This is a genomic window from Mycobacterium sp. ENV421 (assembly GCF_002887815.1).
GTDB lineage: Bacteria > Actinomycetota > Actinomycetes > Mycobacteriales > Mycobacteriaceae > Mycobacterium.
Genome location: NZ_PDHO01000017.1, coordinates 18,411 through 37,073, shown reverse-complemented (window position 1 = coordinate 37,073; position 18,663 = coordinate 18,411). Strand labels below are relative to the sequence as shown.

The 18,663-nt window shown below is 68.3% G+C and carries 13 protein-coding genes; 8 read left to right on the top strand and 5 right to left on the bottom strand.

The window, feature by feature from the left end; all coding sequences use genetic code 11:
• Position 1: 1 nt before the first annotated feature.
• Positions 2–1,093 carry an epoxide hydrolase family protein gene (locus tag CRM90_RS19295; protein WP_102808619.1) on the bottom strand — a complete coding sequence of 364 codons (1,092 nt, stop codon included), beginning with the start codon at positions 1,091–1,093 and terminating at the stop codon, positions 2–4.
• Positions 1,094–1,177: 84 nt separating this feature from the next.
• Here CRM90_RS19295 and CRM90_RS19290 point away from each other — a divergent pair, with 84 nt between their 5' ends.
• The 8 genes from CRM90_RS19290 to nei2 all read left to right on the top strand — a co-directional run bounded on the left by CRM90_RS19290 (position 1,178) and on the right by nei2 (position 13,995).
• Positions 1,178–1,393 carry a ferredoxin gene (locus CRM90_RS19290; RefSeq protein WP_102808618.1) on the top strand — a complete coding sequence of 72 codons (216 nt, stop codon included), beginning with the start codon at positions 1,178–1,180 and terminating at the stop codon, positions 1,391–1,393.
• Positions 1,390–2,790 carry an NAD(P)/FAD-dependent oxidoreductase gene (locus tag CRM90_RS19285; protein ID WP_102808553.1) on the top strand — a complete coding sequence of 467 codons (1,401 nt, stop codon included), beginning with the start codon at positions 1,390–1,392 and terminating at the stop codon, positions 2,788–2,790. The genes CRM90_RS19290 and CRM90_RS19285 overlap by 4 nt, the downstream gene beginning before the upstream one ends.
• Before the next feature lie 10 nt (positions 2,791–2,800).
• A complete protein-coding gene (locus CRM90_RS19280; RefSeq protein WP_102808617.1) occupies positions 2,801–4,063 on the top strand; it encodes a cytochrome P450 in 1,263 nt (420 codons plus the stop codon).
• 19 nt (positions 4,064–4,082) lie between these two features.
• On the top strand, positions 4,083–6,686 hold the full coding sequence (locus CRM90_RS19275; protein ID WP_102808552.1) for a helix-turn-helix transcriptional regulator: 2,604 nt from the start codon (positions 4,083–4,085) through the stop codon (positions 6,684–6,686).
• 201 nt (positions 6,687–6,887) lie between these two features.
• Entirely contained in the window at positions 6,888–11,399 is a 4,512-nt protein-coding gene (locus CRM90_RS19270; protein WP_102808616.1) for an ATP-dependent helicase, read from the top strand.
• Positions 11,356–11,781, top strand: coding sequence for a DUF4189 domain-containing protein (locus tag CRM90_RS31340; protein WP_142391402.1), 426 nt, complete (start codon positions 11,356–11,358; stop codon positions 11,779–11,781). The genes CRM90_RS19270 and CRM90_RS31340 overlap by 44 nt, the downstream gene beginning before the upstream one ends.
• 33 nt (positions 11,782–11,814) lie before the next feature.
• Positions 11,815–13,218, top strand: a complete 1,404-nt coding sequence (locus tag CRM90_RS19260; RefSeq protein ID WP_102808550.1) for an HNH endonuclease signature motif containing protein — start codon at positions 11,815–11,817, stop codon at positions 13,216–13,218.
• 9 nt (positions 13,219–13,227) lie between these two features.
• On the top strand, positions 13,228–13,995 hold the full coding sequence (nei2, locus tag CRM90_RS19255; protein ID WP_102808549.1) for an endonuclease VIII Nei2: 768 nt from the start codon (positions 13,228–13,230) through the stop codon (positions 13,993–13,995).
• On the opposite strand, the gene CRM90_RS19250 is transcribed toward nei2, so the two are convergent.
• From CRM90_RS19250 to CRM90_RS19235, 4 genes are all read right to left on the bottom strand, one after another.
• Complete coding sequence (locus tag CRM90_RS19250; RefSeq protein ID WP_102808548.1) at positions 13,964–14,521, bottom strand: DUF1269 domain-containing protein; 558 nt, start codon at positions 14,519–14,521, stop codon at positions 13,964–13,966. The two genes, nei2 and CRM90_RS19250, sit on opposite strands and share 32 nt — an antisense overlap.
• Before the next feature lie 72 nt (positions 14,522–14,593).
• Positions 14,594–15,454: a pseudouridine synthase gene (locus tag CRM90_RS19245; protein WP_102808547.1), complete on the bottom strand. Its 861-nt coding sequence runs from the start codon at positions 15,452–15,454 to the stop codon at positions 14,594–14,596.
• A gap of 7 nt (positions 15,455–15,461) precedes the next feature.
• Positions 15,462–17,207 carry a glycerol-3-phosphate dehydrogenase/oxidase gene (locus CRM90_RS19240; protein WP_102808546.1) on the bottom strand — a complete coding sequence of 582 codons (1,746 nt, stop codon included), beginning with the start codon at positions 17,205–17,207 and terminating at the stop codon, positions 15,462–15,464.
• A 9-nt stretch (positions 17,208–17,216) separates the two neighbouring features.
• Positions 17,217–18,632: an NAD(P)H-quinone dehydrogenase gene (locus CRM90_RS19235; protein WP_102808545.1), complete on the bottom strand. Its 1,416-nt coding sequence runs from the start codon at positions 18,630–18,632 to the stop codon at positions 17,217–17,219.
• Positions 18,633–18,663: the final 31 nt, after the last annotated feature.

Below are 18,663 nucleotides of genomic sequence, written 5' to 3'. Positions count from 1 at the left end.
GTCAGCGCACGGTCGCGAAGAACGCCCGCACGTCGTCGACGAACAGCTCGGGCTGCTCGAAGGCGCCGAAGTGGCCGCCGCGCGGCATATCGGTCCAGCGGGTGATGTTGTAGGTGTTCTCACACCAGCTGCGCGGGGGCCGCATGATCTCCTTCGGGAACCGGGCAATCCCGGTGGGCACCTCGACTTTGCCCTGCGCACCGAAGGACCGGAAGCTCTCCCAATACAGCCGGGCTGACGACGCGGCGGCATTGTTCACCCAGTACAGCATCACGTTGTCGAGGATCTCGTCTCTGCTGAGCGCGTTCTCGGGATGGCCGTCGCAGTCGGTCCACGCCCAGAACTTCTCGACGATCCACGCCAGCTGACCGACCGGGGAGTCGGCCAATCCGTAGCCGAGCGTCTGCGGACGGGTGGACTGCTGCTTGGAGTAGCCGGAATCCCATCTGGCGTAGTACTCCCCCGCTGCCAGGGCGTCCTTCTCCTCGTCGGTGGGGTCCGTCAGCGCGCCGCTCGGGAAGGCCATCGGCATGTTCGTGTGGATCGCGATGCAGTTGCCACCGTTGCGCCCGATCTGCGTGGTCACCGCCGCACCCCAGTCGCCACCCTGCGCCACGTAGCGCTGATAACCCAACCTCGCCATCAGCGCGTCCCACGTCGTGGCGATCTTCTCGATGCCCCAGCCGGTCGTCGTCGGCTTGCCCGAAAACCCGTAGCCCGGCAGGGACGGGCACACCACGTGGAAGTCCGCGGTCAGCGGTTCGATCACCTTGGTGAATTCGACCACCGAGCCGGGCCAGCCGTGCGTGATGATCAGCGGCAGCGCATCGGGATTCGATGACCGCTGATGGATGAAATGCAGCTCCAATCCGTCGATCTCCGTGAGGTAGTGGTCGAACCGGTTCAGCGCGGCCTCCCGCTGCCGCCAGTCGTAGTCCTCGGCCCAGTAGGAGGCCAACTCCCGGGTGTAGGCCAGCGGTATGCCCTGGCTCCAGTCGTCGACGCATTCCTGCTCGGGCCAGCGGGTGCGCTTCAGCCGATCCCGCAGGTCAGCGAGTACGTCGTCGGGTATGGCGATGCGGAATGGACGGATATCGGTCACTGTCGCTGCCCTGTCATGGAGAAGTTGGCGCAATCCTAGCCAGCCAGGACATGTGCCGGTCTAATGTCTGCGCTCATGCGGTTGGTGGTCGATCTGAACAAGTGCCAGGGCTACGCGCAGTGTGTGCCGCTGGCGCCTGAGGTGCTCGAACTGGTCGGGGAAGAGGCCTTGGCATACGACCCCAACCCGGACGATTCGCAACGGCAGCGGGTGTTGCGGGCGGCGGCATCGTGCCCGGTTCAGGCGATCATCGTCGAAGTGGATCCGCCCGCCGATCGCGAGACGCCATGATCGGCACCTACAACCTGGACGAGGTGGTCGCGAAGTTCAGGGCAGAGGGTCGCATCGCGATCGTGGGCGCCTCACTGGCGGGACTGCGCGCGGCAGAGGCGTTGCGGGAGAGAGGGTTCAACGGTTCACTGACCATCGTCGGTGACGAACCGCACGAACCCTACGATCGGCCGCCGCTGTCGAAGCAGGTACTCAAGGGCTGGGTTCCGGCCGACCACACCAAGCTCCCGCGACTGCGCCGGGTGGACGCCGACTGGAAGCTGGGCGTCGCGGCGGTCGGCCTGGACCGGCCCAACCACGTGGTCACACTGGCCAACGGCGAGGACGTCGGCTACGACCGGCTACTGATCGCGACCGGAACCCGGGCGCGCCCCTGGCCCAACCCCGCCGAAGGCGCCTTGCGGGGTGTCTTCACCGTCCGCACCGTGGAGGATGCCGCCGGTCTGGCCGCCGCCTTGAAGGACCGCCCCAAGCGGGTACTGATCGTCGGCTCCGGGTTCGTCGGATCCGAAATAGCCTCGGTCTGCCGTGATCTCGGCCTGGCCGTGACGGTGGCCGAGCGGGGCAAGGGCCCGTTGCGGGGTGCGCTGGGCGGAGTCATCAGCGACATCGCCGCCGCCATGATGCGCGACGCCGGCGTGGACCTGCGCACCGGCGTTGGGGTGACGGGCCTGTCCGGTGACAGCACCGGACAAGTGCGGTCGGCCCACTTCTCCGACGGCACCGAACTCGACGTCGACGTGGTGGTGGCATCGCTCGGCTCGATCCGCAACGTGGAGTGGCTCGACGGGGCGGGCCTGGCCGCGGGCCAGTGGGGATTGGCATGTGACGCCGGTTGCCGGGCCTTCGACATCAACGGTGTGGTGACCGACCACATCTTCGTCGCCGGCGACGTCGCGCGCGCCCCGCACGTGCTCTACGGCTACGAGTTCCTCTCCCAGGAGCACTGGGACAACGCCGTGTTCGGCGCGGAAGTGGCCGCCAACAACATGATTCATCTCGAGGTCGGCCGGCGTCCGCACCTGCCGCTGCCGTCGTTCTGGTCGGGCCAGTTCGGCGTCAACATCAAGAGCGTCGGGGTGTGCTCGTTCGGCGACGAGATCGTGTTCACCCAGGGTTCGCCGTCGGAGCGCCGGTTCGCGGCCGCCTATGGCAAGCGTGGCCGGATCGTCGGCGCGGTGACCTTCAATCACGGCAAGTGGCTGCCCTACTACGCCTCGCTGATCGAGAAGTCTGCACCGTTCCCTCCCCCACCGCCCGGCTACGACCGGCCGGTGGATGCCGAACCGATGCCGGCCCGCTTCCCCGATCCGCGTGAGCCCGCGGGCAATCCCGATGTGGTGCTGACCGGACATGACCCGACCGAACGCAGCGCCCAGTTCCGTCCGCGGGCGTAAGGAGACCGTCATGGATGCCGCAACCGCCTGGGCCGAGGCGATGAAGTTCGAGAACCGCGCCAACCCCTATCCGTATTTCGAAGAGCTGCGCCAGAATCCCGTGGCCAAGGTGTCGGAGAAGACCTACGTGGTGACCGGCTATGCCGAAGCCGTTGCGCTGGCCCATGATCCGCGGGTCAGCTCCGACATCGGCCGCAGCCCGTCGGGCCTGTTCGGCGAGAAGCAGGCCCACCTCGAGCCCCAGGAGGCCGCGCAGACACGCGATTCCAGCATGCTGGTTGCCGATCCACCCCAGCACGACAGGATGCGCAGGCAGTTCATGCGGCACTTCGGGCCGCCGCACACCCCGGATCTGATCCCGGGCATGGAGTCGATGGTCGCCGATCTGGCCAACGAACTGCTGGACAAAGTAAAGGCACGCGGCGGTACCCGAATGGACGTCGTCGACGACTTCTCCTACCCGATCCCGGTGTCGGTGATCTTCCGGGTGCTGGGCGTCCCGATGGCCGACGAGCCCCAGTTCCACGGGTGGGTAACCGATTTCATGCAGGGCGCCGACGTCGGGCCGGAGCGCGATACCGAGGAAGGCCGTGCGGCGACGGCGAAAGCCGCGGCGAGTATGGCCGAACTGAATTCCTACGTCCATGATCTGGTCGAGCGCCTGTCCCGCGAACCGGCACCGGGGCTGCTGTCGGCCGCCCTGCACGACGACGGCCCGGACGGTCCGGTATCTCGAGCCGAAGCCGAATCCAACGCGCAGCTGCTTCTGGTCGCCGGGCATGACTCCACCGTCAACACCATCAGCAACTGCGTGATGACGCTGCTGCGCAATCAGGGCTCGTGGGAACTGGTCCGCAACAACCCCGAATTGATCCCGGGCACGGTCGAAGAGGTGCAACGCCTCCAGGGCGCGGTGCAGTTCTTCCCGAGCCGCTGGGCCACCGCCGACATCGAGATCGGTGGAACGCGAATTCCGGCCGGGTCGGCGGTGTTCCTGGTCTGGGCGGCCGCCAACCGCGATCCGCGCCGGTTCGCCCACCCGGACCGGTTCGATCCGATGCGCACGGACAACGAGCACCTCGGCTTCGGCAGCGGCATCCATACGTGTTTCGGCGGACCGCTGGCGCGCCTGGAGATCAACGTCGCTCTGGAGATATTCCTCAAGCGGGTGCGATCACCGCGGCTCGTCGTCGACCCGCCGCCCTACCGGCGCAACCAGGTGTTCCGCGGACCACGGCATCTATGGGTGGATTTCGCGTCGATCGACGATTGACGCCGTTAGGCTTTGGTGCGTGCGCTTGTCGTGGCCGCTGATCGGCCGCACCGGGCAGATGCGATCCATCGAGTCAGCGATCGCGGCGCCGGGGGTGGCGGGCGTTGTCGTGTCCGGCGGGGCCGGGGTCGGAAAAAGCAGGATCGCCCGCGAGGCGCTGAGCGCCGCTGAGGCGCAGGGTTTCCAGGGCCGGTGGGTGGTGGGCGCATCCTCGGCCCGGTCCATTCCGCTGGGTGCGTTCGCCGCGTGGACGCGGCGTGGCGCGTCTGAAACCGTTCAGCTGGTCCGGGGTGTGATCGAGTCATTGGTTGCCGCAACGTCGTCCGCAGATGTGGTCGTCGCGGTCGATGACGCGCAGCTGCTCGATGACCTGTCGATCTTCGTCCTGCATCAGCTGGTTCAGCGCCGCGCCGCGAAGGTCATCCTGACCATTCGTGACGACGAGACCGTTCCGGCCGCACTGCAGGAGATTTCGGTGGCCGGCCGATTCGACCGGATTGCGGTTGCGCCGTTGTCACTCGACGACACCACCGCCCTGCTCGCGGCGACCCTGAAGGGACCCGTGGAACACTGGTGCGCACAACGGATTTGGCAGCTCACGCACGGCAATCCGCTCTACTTGCGCAACATCGTCGAGCAGGAGGTCGCCGACGGGCGACTCGTGCAGCATCGTGACACATGGGTGTGGGCCGGCGATCCCGTCCTGCCGCCCGACCTGGTCGGCTTGATCGAATCCCGGATCGGCACATTGCCCGGCGCAGTCGGCGATGTGATCGACCTCCTGGCCGTCGCCGAGCCGATGGAGTTACCCGTCCTGGCGCGCATCGCCGATCCCGCTGCGATCGAGGAGGCCGAAACCCGCGGCCTGATCTCGTTGGAGGCGACCGGAAGCGGTGTCCATGCGCGAGTTGCCCATCCGATCTATGGCGAAGTGCGTCGCCGCCGGGCATCCGTCACCCGGTTGCGGCGATTGCGCGGACTGGTCGCTGCCGGACTGGCCCGCTCGAACGACGCCGACGATATCCGGGTGGTGGTGAAGCGAGCCACTTTGAGCATCGAATCCGATCTCGCACCCGACCCGGACCTTCTGGTGCGCGCCGCCCACGGTGCGGTCTGGCTGGCCGACCTGTCACTCGCCGATCGGCTGGCCGCGGCGGCGGTCGCCGCCGGTGCGGGACACGAACCCAACTTCGTCCGCGCGCACGCACTTTCGTGGCTATCGCGCGGCGCCGAAGCCGACGCCGTGTTGACAGCGATGGCTGCCGGCGATCTGACCGACATCGATCGGGCCCGGCTCGCGTTCCACCGAGCCAGCAACATGTTGTGGGTGCTCGGCGACCCGGCGCGTGCGATCGAGATCGTGGACCGGGAGTCCGGCGTCGAGTCTGCGGAGGCGCGCACCTACCTCGATGCGTTCCGCGTCGTGCACCGGTTCGCCACCGATGACCCACGGTCCGCGCGAGACGCCGCGCACCCGCTCGTCCTCGGTGATCTGCCGCCGGTCGTCGGTGCCGAGATCGCGTGGGCGTTGACGGTGGTGTCGGGCGAGGCCGGCAAGGTCACCGAAGCCGAGGCCCACGCCGAGTCGGGGTATCAGGCCGCGACGCGCCGATTCGATGCACCGCAGATGCGCTTCAACATCGCGGACGCCCATCTCACCGCGCTCCTGCTTGCCGGGCGGGTCGCCGATGCCGGCGAGGTCGCCGACGGCGTCGGCAGGCAAGCCGCCGATCTGCCGGGAGAAGCTCAGCTACTCGGAGCGGCGGTCGCCGGACGGGCCGCACTGGGCGCCGGCGACGTCGACGTGGCGTGCCGACTGCTGGGACAGGCCGCGCTGGGTTTGTCGGCCGCCGGCCACGGGATGGGCTGGGGCTACCGCTACAGCGTCGTGCGCGTGACCGCACTCGCCCTGCACGGCGACGTCGTCGAGGCGGCCGCGCTGCTCGCCACCCTCGACACCATCCGACGCCCGTTCCGATCACTGGACTACGAGGTGAGCCTGGCCCGCGCCTGGGTGGCCGCGAACCAGGGTGCCGTCAGCGAGGCAATCGCGATGGCCTCCGCCGCCGCCGAGAGAGCCTGCGCGAAAGGTCAGTTCGGGGCGGAGGCGCTGTGCTGGCAGACGGTCACCCAGTTCGGCGACCGTACCTGCACGGCCCGGTTGACCGAGCTGGCGACGATCGTCGAAGGTCCCCGGGCCGCTGCGGCGGCCCGCTTCGCCGCGGCGTTGCACGACGGTGATGCCCACGAGCTCACGGCGGTTTCAGAGGTGTTCGAGGACCTGGGTGATCGGATCGCGGCAGCCGACTCCGCAGCACACGCCGCGGTGATCCACCGCCGTCAGGAGCAGCGCGGGTCCGCACTGAGTTGTTCGACTCGGGTCGCGGCGCTGGCGCAACGGTGCGGTGGATTGGTCACCCCGGCTGTCCGACAGGCGTCCCAACGGCTGCCGTTCACCGGACGCGAGCGGGAGATCGTCATGCTCGTCGGGCAGCAATTGTCGAACCGCGCGATCGCCGATCGGCTCTGTCTGTCGGTGCGCACCGTCGAAAGCCATGTCCACCGGGCGATGGCCAAGACCGGCACCAAGACCCGGGACGAGCTGGCAGCCCTGCTGCGGTGAGCCGATTGCAGTAGTGAACTACTGCAGCACGGCGCAGGTACCCGGTCGATGATCGTCCTACCGGCTGAACACTGGCCGGACGAATGACTCCGGCCTGCGGCGGGGACAGGCCGGAGTCGTTTCGTCCGTCGGGAGAGGGGAACGCCCCTTCGATCTGTCGGTACCCCCTGGCACCCTGGAGTCGTGAGTTCCCCCGATCCGATGAGCCGGTTCAGCCCGCTGACGCGGCGCTGGTTCACGGGCACGTTCGCCGAGCCGACCGCAGCGCAGGCGCGGGCCTGGTCAGCGATCGCCGACGGGGACAACACCCTGGTCATCGCCCCGACCGGGTCCGGAAAGACGCTGGCGGCGTTTCTGTGGGCGATCGACCAGCTGGCCCAGGCGCCGGAGCGGGACGGCACCCGGGTGCTGTATGTCTCCCCACTCAAAGCCCTGGCCGTCGACGTCGAACGCAACCTGCGCACCCCGCTGACCGGTATCACCCGGATCGCCGAACGCGACGGCGTGCCCGCCCCGCAGATCAGCGTCGGCGTCCGCTCCGGCGACACCACGCCCGCCCGCCGACGCGAGCTCATCACCAAGCCTCCCGACATCTTGATCACCACCCCGGAATCGCTGTTCCTGATGCTGACTTCGGCGGCTCGGGAGACGCTGACCGGTATCGAGACGGTGATCATCGACGAGGTGCACGCGGTGGCCGCCACCAAGCGCGGCGCGCACCTGGCGGTGTCCCTGGAGCGCCTTGATGCGCTGCTGGAGAAACCGGCCCAGCGTATCGGGCTCTCGGCGACGGTCAGTCCGCCGGAGGAAGTGGCCCGGTTCCTGTCCGGTGCCAGGCCGACGACCATCGTCGCGCCGCCGGCCGCCAAGACGTTCGAGTTGACCGTGCAGGTGCCGGTGCCCGACATGGCCAACCTGGAGAACAACACCATCTGGCCCGATGTCGAGGCGCGCATCGTCGACCTCATCGAGGGCCACAACTCGACCATCGTGTTCGCCAACTCCCGCCGTCTCGCCGAGCGGCTCACCGCACGTATCAACGAGATTCATGCTGAACGCTCCGGCGTCGAACTGGATGCGCCGCCCAACCGCCAGGTGCCCGGCGGACCACCGGCGCACATCATGGGCAGCGGCCAGACCTACGGAGCAGAGCCGCTGCTGGCCCGCGCACACCACGGCTCGGTATCCAAAGAGCAGCGCGCCGCGGTCGAGGACGACCTCAAGAGCGGACGACTCAAGTCCGTTGTGGCGACGTCGAGCCTGGAACTCGGAATAGACATGGGTGCAGTCGATCTGGTGATCCAGGTGGAAGCCCCACCGTCAGTGGCCAGCGGATTGCAGCGCGTCGGGCGGGCCGGACACCAGGTCGGTGAGATCTCCCGCGGTGTACTGTTCCCCAAGCACCGGACCGACCTGATCGGCTGCGCGGTCAGCGTGCAGCGCATGCTCGCCGGCCAGATCGAAACCATGCGGGTACCCACCAATCCGCTTGACGTACTGGCCCAGCACACCGTGGCCGCATGCGCCCTGGAGCCGGTCAGTGCCGACGAGTGGTTCGACGTCGTCCGGCGCAGTGCACCGTTTGCCACGTTGCCGCGCAGCGCTTTCGAGGCAACCCTGGATCTGCTGTCGGGCAAGTATCCCTCGACGGATTTCGCCGAGCTGCGTCCGCGACTGATCTACGACCGCGACAACGGCACACTGACCGCTCGTCCCGGCGCCCAACGGCTCGCGGTCACCTCCGGGGGCGCCATCCCGGACCGCGGAATGTTCACCGTGTATCTGGCCTCTGATTCCGAAAAGCCCTCGCGGGTCGGTGAACTCGATGAAGAGATGGTGTACGAGTCGCGCCCCGGCGATGTCATCTCGCTGGGCGCGACCAGCTGGCGGATCACCGAGATCACCCACGACCGGGTGCTGGTCATCCCGGCACCGGGCCAACCGGCGCGGTTGCCGTTCTGGCGCGGCGACGACGCGGGCCGGCCCGCCGAACTCGGCCAGGCGATCGGCAAATTCACCGGCGAGCTGGCCGGGATGGGCCGTGTCGATTTCGAAAAACGATGCAATGAATTGGGTTTCGCCGACTATGCCACCGACAACCTGTGGCAGCTGCTCGACGATCAGCGCAACGCCACCGCCACCGTACCCAGCGACACCACCCTTTTGGTCGAGCGCTTCCGCGACGAGCTCGGCGACTGGCGGGTGGTGCTGCACTCCCCCTACGGCCTGAAGGTGCACGGTCCGCTGGCGCTGGCGGTCAGCCGCCGGCTGCTGGAGCGGTACGGCATCGACGAGAAACCCACCGCCTCCGACGACGGCATCGTGGTGCGGTTGCCGGACACCGAGGACGCCCCGCCCGGCGCCGACCTGTTCGTCTTCGCCCCTGACGAAATCGAGCCCCTGGTCACCACCGAGGTGGGCGGTTCGGCGCTGTTCGCGTCGCGGTTCCGGGAGTGTGCAGCGCGGGCGCTGCTGCTACCCCGACGCCATCCCGGTAAGCGTTCGCCGCTGTGGCACCAGCGACAGCGGGCGGCCCAATTGCTCGATGTGGCGCGCAAATACCCCGACTTCCCGATCGTGCTGGAGGCGGTGCGCGAATGCCTGCAGGACGTTTATGACGTTCCGACGCTGACCGACCTGATGAGCCGCATCGCCCAGCGCCGGGTGCGACTCGTGGAAGTCGAAACTCCGATGCCGTCACCGTTCGCGGCGTCACTGATGTTCGGCTACGTCGGCGCGTTCATGTACGAGGGCGACAGCCCGCTGGCCGAGCGCCGCGCGGCCGCACTGTCGCTGGACAGCACCCTCCTAGCTGAGTTGCTCGGCCGCGTCGAACTCCGGGAGCTGCTCGACCCCGACGTCATTGCCGCGACATCCCGTCAGCTGCAACATCTTTCCGAAGACCGCAAGGCCCGGGACGCCGAAGGAGTAGCGGACCTGCTGCGCCTGCTCGGCCCGCTGACCGAGGCAGAGGTCGCCGAGCGCTGCACCGCCAGCGATGTCGGCGCGTGGCTGGACGGACTCCACGCCGCCAGACGCGCGCTGCCGCTGTCGTACGCCGGGCAGTCCTGGTGGGCAGGCATCGAGGACATCGGCCGCCTGCGCGACGCGGTCGGCGTCGCCGTGCCGGTCGGAGTGCCGACAAGTTTCACCGAGGCGGTGCCCGACCCACTCGGGGAGTTGATGGGCCGCTTCGCCCGCACCCGCGGCCCGTTCACCACCGCCGAGGCCGCGGCCCGATTCGGCCTCGGACTGCGAGTCGCCGCCGACGTGCTGGGCCGGATGTCGGTGGACGGCAAGCTGGTTCGTGGCGAGTTCGTCGCCGCGCCAGACGCTGACCAGTGGTGTGACGCCGAGGTGCTGCGCATTCTGCGGCGCCGCTCACTGGCGGCGCTGCGGGCGCAGGTCGAACCGGTCAGCACGGCGGCCTATGCCCGCTTCCTGCCCGCGTGGCAGCAGGTCGGCAGCTCTGCGACGTCCGGCGTGGACGGTCTGGCGAGCGTCATCGACCAGCTGGCCGGGGTGCCGATCCCCGCATCGGCGGTCGAGCCGCTGGTGTTCGGTCCGCGGGTGCGCGACTACCAGCCGGCGATGCTCGACGAGCTGCTGGCCTCCGGTGAGGTCACCTGGTCAGGGGCCGGATCGATATCGGGCAGCGACGGCTGGATCACGTTCCACCACGCGGATACCGCACCGCTGACGCTCGCGACTCCCGCCGAGATCGACTTCACCGACGCGCACCGCGCGATCCTCGAGGTCCTGGGCGAGCCCGGCGAGGCGCGCGGCGCGTTCTTCTTCCGGCAGCTGGTCGGCGGTTCGGAGGACACCGCGAAAGCCGCTCTGTGGGATCTGATCTGGGCCGGCTGGGTCACCGGCGACACGTTCGCGCCGGTGCGCGCCATGCTGGCGGGCGGCCGTAGGCCCGGCACGCGTCGTGCCGCCGCACCGGCACACCGACAGCGCCGCGCGCCGCGATTGAGCCGCTACTCGGTGGCGCACGTCCAAGCCCGCCCGGTGGATTCGACGGTCGCTGGTCGGTGGTCGGCGGTGCCGGCTCGCGAGCCGGATTCAACTGTGCGCGCGCACTTCTCAGCCGAGCTGTTGCTGAGCCGCCACGGTGTGCTGACCAAGGGCGCGGCAGCTGCCGAGGGGGTGCCAGGCGGGTTCGCCACGATGTACAAGGTGCTGACCGGTTTCGAGGAAGCCGGGCGATGCCAGCGCGGCTATTTCGTCGAGTCGCTCGGCGGAGCGCAGTTCGCCGTCGCGTCGACGGTCGACCGGCTGCGGACCTATCTCGACGGCGTGGATCCGGAGCGGCCCGACTATCGCGCGGTCGTGCTGGCGGCCGCCGATCCGGCCAACCCGTACGGCGCGGCACTGCCGTGGCCGGCCCGCCCGGACGCCGACGCCAGCCATCGGCCGGGGCGCAAAGCCGGCGCACTGGTCATTCTGGTGGACGGCGCGCTGGTGTGGTTCCTCGAGCGCGGCGGACGATCGCTGTTGAACTTCAGCACCGACGATGAAGCGCAGCGCGCCGCGGCGGGAACGCTGGCCGAACTTGTCAGCAGTGGGCGCATCAGCGGTGTGCTGGTCGAAAAGCTAGACGGTGTACCCGTTTTGGAAGCCGGTGCACACGCCGACCGGAAAGCCACCGCCGACGCACTGGTGGATGCCGGGTTCTCCCGCACACCCCGCGGGCTGCGCTTGCGCTGAGGTTGTTGGGATCGGTAGCTCACCGGTTGTCGCTGCATTGTGGACGGCGCCGGCAGCGAGTGCCGATCTCGAGTTCAGGTGCAGACCGGGATGTTGGGGGGCCGCGGCCGCCTCGATCTCCACGGGACAAGAAGTGATGCGGCTCAACTACGAGACCCGCCAAGACGCCGAGGATGCGGCCGAGTTGTGGTGTGACGTCAAGGGCCAGACCAACGACTGCGTGGTGCTAGCTTCCGGTCTGGGGTGCCTGTCGATCGGGGTAAGCCCCGATACGAAGTCCTTCACCGGGGGCAATGCACTGTTTCAAGACCAGGCAGACGGGGCTGCCTTGGCCGCCGCCGGTCCGGGCGCGACGATCGAGATGCGTGGCTGCAACAGCTGAAACGCGTCGGCCGTCCGGAGTATACTCGAACACATGTTCGAAGAACGAACTGATGCCGATCTCCTCGAGACGATGCGCCGCGGGCAGCGCAATGAACGGGTCGCGATCGCCGAGCGAATCCTGGCAGCAGGCCTACTCTGTCAGCGCCGGATGCGATCGGTCGAGGCAGCTGAGCGCGCCCAGTGGTGCGTCGACAATTGGGAAGCAGTCGCCGCCGAGGTGGGTGCCGAGCTCGGCATCAGCCAAGGCCGCGCATCGTCGCAGATGGACTACGGCGTGCAGCTCATTGAGCGGCTACCGAAGCTTGGCGCGTTATTCGCCTCGGGCGCAATCGAATATCGCATCGTGATCACCGCAATCTTCCGCACCGGCCTGATCAACGATGCGGACGTACTCGACGCCGTCGACACTCGGCTTGCACAGCACGCCGCAGGGTGGAACACCTGCTCTGAGGAGAAACTCAAAGAGAGGATCGACTGGTTCGTCAGAGAACTTGATCCGCATGCCGTGCGCGCCGCACGACGAGCCGACGATGACCGACATATCGAAACCACTCCCGCCGCAGACGGAATGGCCGAAATTTATGGTCGCGTACGAGCATCGGACGCGGCGGCATTCGACCAGCGACTCAATCAGCTCGCCGCGACCGTGTGCCGTGACGACTCGCGCACCACTCGCCAACGCCGGTCAGATGCGTTGGGCGCGTGGGCAAACGGCGACGCGACGATGTTCTGCGATTGTGGATGCGACGATTGCCCAGCTCGCTCGGGCAACGACACCGCACCGGGGCAAATCGTCATTCACCTGCTGGCCGACGCCAAGACGATCACCGGCGAAGGGGACACCCCGGCTCTGTTGCCGGGCTACGGCGGCATTCCGGCCGAGACCATACGAAATCTGGCGAAGCGGGCGAAGCTGCGCCCGGTCGTCGGAGGCAAGGAGTTGAGCGCCGAACCACGGTATCGACCGTCGACCGCCCTGGCGGAGTTCATCCGCTGCCGGGATCTGACGTGCCGATTCCCCGGGTGCGACCGTCCGGCCTCGATGACGGACATCGATCACACCGTGCCGTACCCGTTTGGTCCGACGCACCCGTCGAACCTGAAATTACTGTGCCGGCTGCATCATCTGTTGAAGACTTTCTACGCTGGTGCTGGCGGCTGGGCAGACCGTCAGCTGCCCGACGGCACGGTCATCTGGACCTCACCGTCGGGCCGTACCTACACCACGAAACCTGGCGGCGCGCTGTTCTTTCCGCAGCTCTTCGCGCCGACTGCAGAGCTGAAGCTGACCCAGGCTCCGACGCAAGCTCAGCCCGGACGCGGTGTGATGATGCCGGCCCGCCGCCGGACCCGCGCCCAGGATCGGGCCGATCGGATCCGCTGGGAACGCGGACTCAACGAGGCGAGAGCCGCCGCCCATCCCCCGCCCTTCTAGGCTGGAACCATGCCCGAAGGCGACACCGTCTTCCGCACCGCGGCCAACCTGCGCGAGGCGCTGGTCGGTAAGACGCTGACCCGTTGCGATATCCGCGTGCCGCGCTACGCCACCGTGGACCTCGCCGGCCACACCGTCGACGAGGTGATCAGCCGCGGCAAGCACCTGTTCATCCGGGTGGGCCCGGCCAGCATCCACTCGCACCTGAAGATGGACGGCGCATGGCGGGTCGGCCCGACGGGTAAACCCATCCGCAACGCCTACAAGATCCGAATCGCCCTGGAAGCCGGCGACATTCAAGCGCTGGGCATCGACTTGGGCATCCTGGAGGTCCTCGACCGCGAACGCGACGAAGATGCCGTCGCCCACCTGGGCCCTGACCTGCTCGGCGACGACTGGGATCCCAAAGTGGCGGCAGCGAACCTGGCCGAAGACCCCGACCGTCCCATCGCACCGGCACTGCTGGATCAGCGCAACCTCGCAGGCGTCGGCAACGTGTACGCCAACGAACTCTGCTTCGTGTTCGGCCGACTCCCCACCAGTCCCGTCAGCAGCCTCTCCGACCCGCTGCGGGTGGTCACCCGAGCGCGAGACATGTTGTGGGCGAACCGAACACGGGTGAATCGCACCACCACCGGAAACCGCCGAGGCGGCCAGGACCTCTGGGTCTACGGTCGGGCCGGTGAGCCGTGCCGCCGCTGCGGCACCCCGATCCGCCGCGCGGAGTCCTCCGACGACGACCGCATCACGTACTGGTGTCCGTCGTGCCAGCGGTGACGGGGTCGGACGGCGGGTGAGTGATTTTCGCGATCTCGTCGGCGACCAGTTCGTCGAGGCTGTTGATCGTGGCGCGGTCCATCCGGATCGACCTTATCTCGGCGGCGCGGTACAGCGTCGACTCAACCGGTCCGCGGCCGTTGGGATAGACCAGCGCTACCACCACCCCGGTACCGGCATCGAGCGCGCCACCCACTTCACGTTGCAACCCGATGCGCAGCTCATGCTCGGCGAACGCGCCCACCAGAGCGCCTGCCGCGCCCCCCACCACGACGGCGAGGCCTACTGGTGGCAGGAACAGGCCGAACAGGATCCCCAGCCCGGCGCCCATACCGAGGGCCACCCGGCCGTGCCGATTGTGCGCCTCCAAGACGTGCGGCTGTCCTTCGGCGTCCTTCGTGACCAAGGCCGCAGCTCGCAATTCCAAGCCGTTTTTGATCCGCTTCTCCAGCTCATGGAAGTCGGTGGCGGCCCGCTCGACGTCAGGGTATGCGGCTACCAGCACCAACTCATGATCGTCGTCCATACCTCGAGCGTCGCGCGGTTCACAGCGAACCACCAGGGACCGAAGGTCACCACCCCGAGGGCATTGGTCCCTTCAGCGCACGCCCGCTGAGCTCACGAAAGACCTCGGCTCGCCGGACAGCGGATCGACGAATTCCAGCCGCTGCGCCACCAGCTGCAGCGGGGCGGAGAAATCGTCGGCCGCCACCTCGAGGATCCGCGGGTAGAGCGGGTCGTTGTCGATCGGCAGACCCAGCGACGCCATGTGTACCCGCAACTGATGCGTGCGCCCGGTCCGCGGGCTCAGCCGATACCAACCGTCCTCCAGCGCCTCCACCAACGTCTCGGCATTCGGCTCGCCCGGCTCCTCCACGGCTTGTAACACACCGCGCCGCTTGACGATTCGGCTGCGCAGCATCACCGGGAGATCCACACGCACTGGCGCCGAGGAGCGCGCCACGTACGTCTTCGACACCTCGCCACGCGCGAACAACGTCTGATACGCCCCGCGAACCTCGCGCCGCACGGTGAACAGCAACACCCCGGCGGTCAGCCGGTCCAGCCGATGCGCCGGACTCAACTCGGGCAGATCGAGCGAACGACGCAGCCGCACCAACGCCGTCTGCGCGACATGCCCGCCACGCGGCATGGTGGCCAGGAAGTGCGGCTTGTCGACCACCACAATGTCGTCATCGCGGTAGAGCACCGGAATGTCGAACGGCACCACCACCTCGTCGGGCAGCTCCCGATACAGGTACACGTGCGCGCCGGGCGGTAACACCGTCGACAACGAGATCACCGCGCCGGAGGCGTCGACCACCTCGCCGTCGCGCACCTTCGCCAGCCCGTCCGGCCCGAACCGGCGGACGAATTCGTCGGCCACATTGCCGCCCTGCAACCGCAGCCGCGCCGGCCCGAGTCCGTCGCGCACCGGCAAGGGAGCGGGTCGCCTCAAGGCCCGGTCAATTCAAGGGCACCGGCTCGAGGATCTCGGCCCGGGCCTCGGGTGCCGACACCCGCAGGGCATCGGCGGACTCGTCGTCGGGCTGAGCCTGCGAAAGGACCTCGGCCTCCACCCGCGCCAGATAGGTGTCCACCTCGCGGTCGATATCGTCCTGACTCCAGCCGAGTATCGGGGCGACCACCTCGGCGACCTCGCGGGCACAGTCCACGCCGCGGTGCGGATACTCGATCGAGATCCGCATCCGCCGGGCCAGGATGTCCTCCAGGTGCAATGCCCCTTCGGCGGCCGCCGCGTAGGCGGCCTCCACCTTCAGATAGACCGGCGCATCGGTGATCGGATCGAGCAACTCCGGCTTGTCGGCGGCCAGCGCCAGCACATCGCCGATCAGCGAGCCGTACCGGTCCAGCAGGTGCCGCACCCGGTACGGATGCAGCCCGTAACCGGCGCCCACGCTCTGGGTCTGGTTGACCAGCGCGAAGTACCCGTCCGCGCCCATCAACGGCACCTTCTCGGTGATCGACGGCGCCACCCGCGCCGGGATGTACTCGGCGGCGGCGTCCACCGCGTCCTCGGCCATTACCCGATACGTGGTGTACTTGCCGCCCGCGATGGCGACCAGGCCCGGTGATGGCACCGCGACCGCGTGCTCGCGGGACAGCTTGGACGTCTCTTCGCTCTCCCCGGCCAGCAGCGGCCGCAGCCCGGCGTACACCCCGTCGATGTCGTCGTGCGTGAGCGGCGTGGCCAGCACCGTGTTGACGTGCCCCAGGATGTAGTCGATGTCGGCCTTCGTCGCGGCCGGGTGCGCCAGGTCGAGGTTCCAGTCGGTGTCGGTGGTGCCGATGATCCAGTGGGTGCCCCACGGGATCACGAACAGCACCGACTTCTCGGTACGCAGGATGATCGCCACCTCGGACACGATCCGGTCCCGCGGCACCACGACGTGCACGCCCTTGGATGCCCGCACCCGAAACCGGCCGCGCTCCTTGCTCAATGCCTGGATCTCGTCGGTCCACACCCCGGTGGCGTTGATCACGACATGACCGCGGACGTCTTCGACCGCACCGTCTTCGGAGTCCCGGATCGTCACCCCGACCACCCGGTCCCCCTCGCGGAGCAGCGAGACCACCTGGGTCGAGGTGCGCACCACTGCGCCGTAGTGCGCGGCGGTGCGGGCAACCGTCATGGTGTGCCGGGCGTCGTCGACGACGGTGTCGTAGTAGCGGATCCCGCCGATCAGCGAGCTGCGTTTGAGGCCCGGCGCCAGTCGCAGCGCACCGGACTTCGTCAAATGCTTTTGCGCCGGAACGGATTTCGCTCCGCCGAGCTGGTCGTAGAGGAAAATGCCCGCCGCGATGTACGGCCGCTCCCAGACCCTCTTGGTCAGCGGGAACAGAAACGGCAGCGGTTTGACCAGATGCGGCGCCAGCGTGGTCAGCGACAGTTCACGCTCGTGCAGTGCCTCACGGACCAGGCCGAACTCCAGCTGCTCGAGGTAGCGCAGACCGCCGTGGAACATCTTCGAACTGCGGCTCGACGTGCCCGAGGCGAAATCGCGCGCCTCGACCAACGCCACTTTGAGCCCGCGGGTCGCGGCATCCAGTGCGCAGCCCGCACCGACCACACCGCCACCGATGACGACGACGTCGAACTGTTCGCTGCCCAGCCGTTCCCAGGCGTGCGCACGCTCGGTTGGTCCGAGATAGGTCTGACCGGTGCCCGGTCGAAGGATCGGGTCGCTCATGACCTCAGGCTAGTCGAGATCGTCGTGGGCCATCAGTCGGCGCGCAGCCTCGACGATCGACCCGGACAGTGACGGGTACACCGATAACGTCTGCGCCAGATCGGTCACCGAGATGCGGTTTTGCACCGCCAGGGCGATCGGCAGGATCAGTTCGGAGGCGATCGGCGCGACCACCACACCGCCGATGACGACGCCGGTGGCAGGCCGGCAGAAGATCTTGACGAAGCCGCGCTTGAGCAGCGACATCTTGGCGCGGGCGTTGGTCGTCAGCGGCAACATCAGGGTCCTGGCCGGCACCGATCCGCTGTCGATCGCGGTTTGCGGCACGCCGACGGCGGCGATCTCGGGTCGGGTGAACGTGGCCGAGGCGACCGTCCGCAGCCGGATCGGGGCCACCCCCTCACCCAGCGCGTGGTACATCGCGATCCGGCCCTGCATGGCCGCGACCGACGCCAGTAGCAGCAGGCCGGTGCAGTCGCCGGCGGCGTAGATCCCGGCCGCCGAGGTCCGCGACACCCGGTCCACCGGGATGTAGTTGCCGGGGCCGAGTTCGATGCCGACCCTCTCCAGGCCCAGGCCCGACGTGTTCGGCACCGATCCGACGGTCATCAGGGCGTGGCTGCCCTCGACGACCCGGCCGTCGGCCATTGTGACGGTTACTCCGGTGCCGGTGCTGACCACCGAGTCGGCCCTGGCGTTCTTGACCAGCGTCACGCCGCGCTCGGCGAAGGTCTCCTCCAGCACGGCCGCGGCGTCGCTGTCCTCGTGCGGCAGGATCTGGTCACGGCTGGCGACGACGGTGACGTCGACGCCGAGCTCGGTGTAGGCGTTGCAGAACTCGGCACCGGTGACGCCGGAGCCGACGATCACCAGATGTTCGGGCAGCTCGGGCAGGTCGTAGAGCTGGCGCCAGGTCAGAATCCGCTTGCCGTCGGGCACCGCGTTGGGCAGCACGCGGGGGCTGGCGCCGGTGGCGATCAGCACGACGTCGGCCTTGAGCACCCCGACCTGGCCGGAGGTGGTGGTGACCTTGACCCGGTGGTGTGCCATGCCGGGGACCGCGTCGATCAGCTCACCGTGACCCTGCACGACGTTGACCTTCTCGCGCAGCAACTGGGTGCCGATATCGGCGGACTGCGAGCGGGCCAGGGTCTTGACGCGGTTGTTGATGTCGGGCAGCGAGATCTTGGCATCGTCGATGCCGATTTCGAATCCCAGGCCCGAGGCGCGGCGCAGTTCGGTGCGAACCCCGGTCGAGGCGATGAACGTCTTGGACGGCACGCAGTCGAAGAGCACGCAGGCTCCGCCGATGCCGTCGGAGTCCACCACGGTGACCTCGGCAACCTCCCGGCCGCGACCCGCGGCGACCAGTGCCGCCTCGTAGCCGGCCGGCCCCCCACCGATGATCACGATCCGCGTCGTCACCCGGACAAGGCTAGTTGACCCAGTCCCTGCG

Excerpts from the sequence above, each read along its gene's own strand:
- CRM90_RS19290 (WP_102808618.1), top strand. The coding sequence starts at position 1,178 with ATGCGGTTGGTGGTCGATCTGAACAAGTGCCAGGGCTACGCGCAGTGT.
- CRM90_RS19285 (WP_102808553.1), top strand. The coding sequence starts at position 1,390 with ATGATCGGCACCTACAACCTGGACGAGGTGGTCGCGAAGTTCAGGGCA.
- CRM90_RS19280 (WP_102808617.1), top strand. The coding sequence starts at position 2,801 with ATGGATGCCGCAACCGCCTGGGCCGAGGCGATGAAGTTCGAGAACCGC.
- CRM90_RS19270 (WP_102808616.1), top strand. The coding sequence starts at position 6,888 with ATGAGCCGGTTCAGCCCGCTGACGCGGCGCTGGTTCACGGGCACGTTC.
- CRM90_RS31340 (WP_142391402.1), top strand. The coding sequence starts at position 11,356 with ATGCCGGGTTCTCCCGCACACCCCGCGGGCTGCGCTTGCGCTGAGGTT.
- CRM90_RS19260 (WP_102808550.1), top strand. The coding sequence starts at position 11,815 with ATGTTCGAAGAACGAACTGATGCCGATCTCCTCGAGACGATGCGCCGC.
- nei2 (WP_102808549.1), top strand. The coding sequence starts at position 13,228 with ATGCCCGAAGGCGACACCGTCTTCCGCACCGCGGCCAACCTGCGCGAG.
- CRM90_RS19250 (WP_102808548.1), bottom strand. The coding sequence starts at position 14,521 with ATGGACGACGATCATGAGTTGGTGCTGGTAGCCGCATACCCTGACGTC.
- CRM90_RS19240 (WP_102808546.1), bottom strand. The coding sequence starts at position 17,207 with ATGAGCGACCCGATCCTTCGACCGGGCACCGGTCAGACCTATCTCGGA.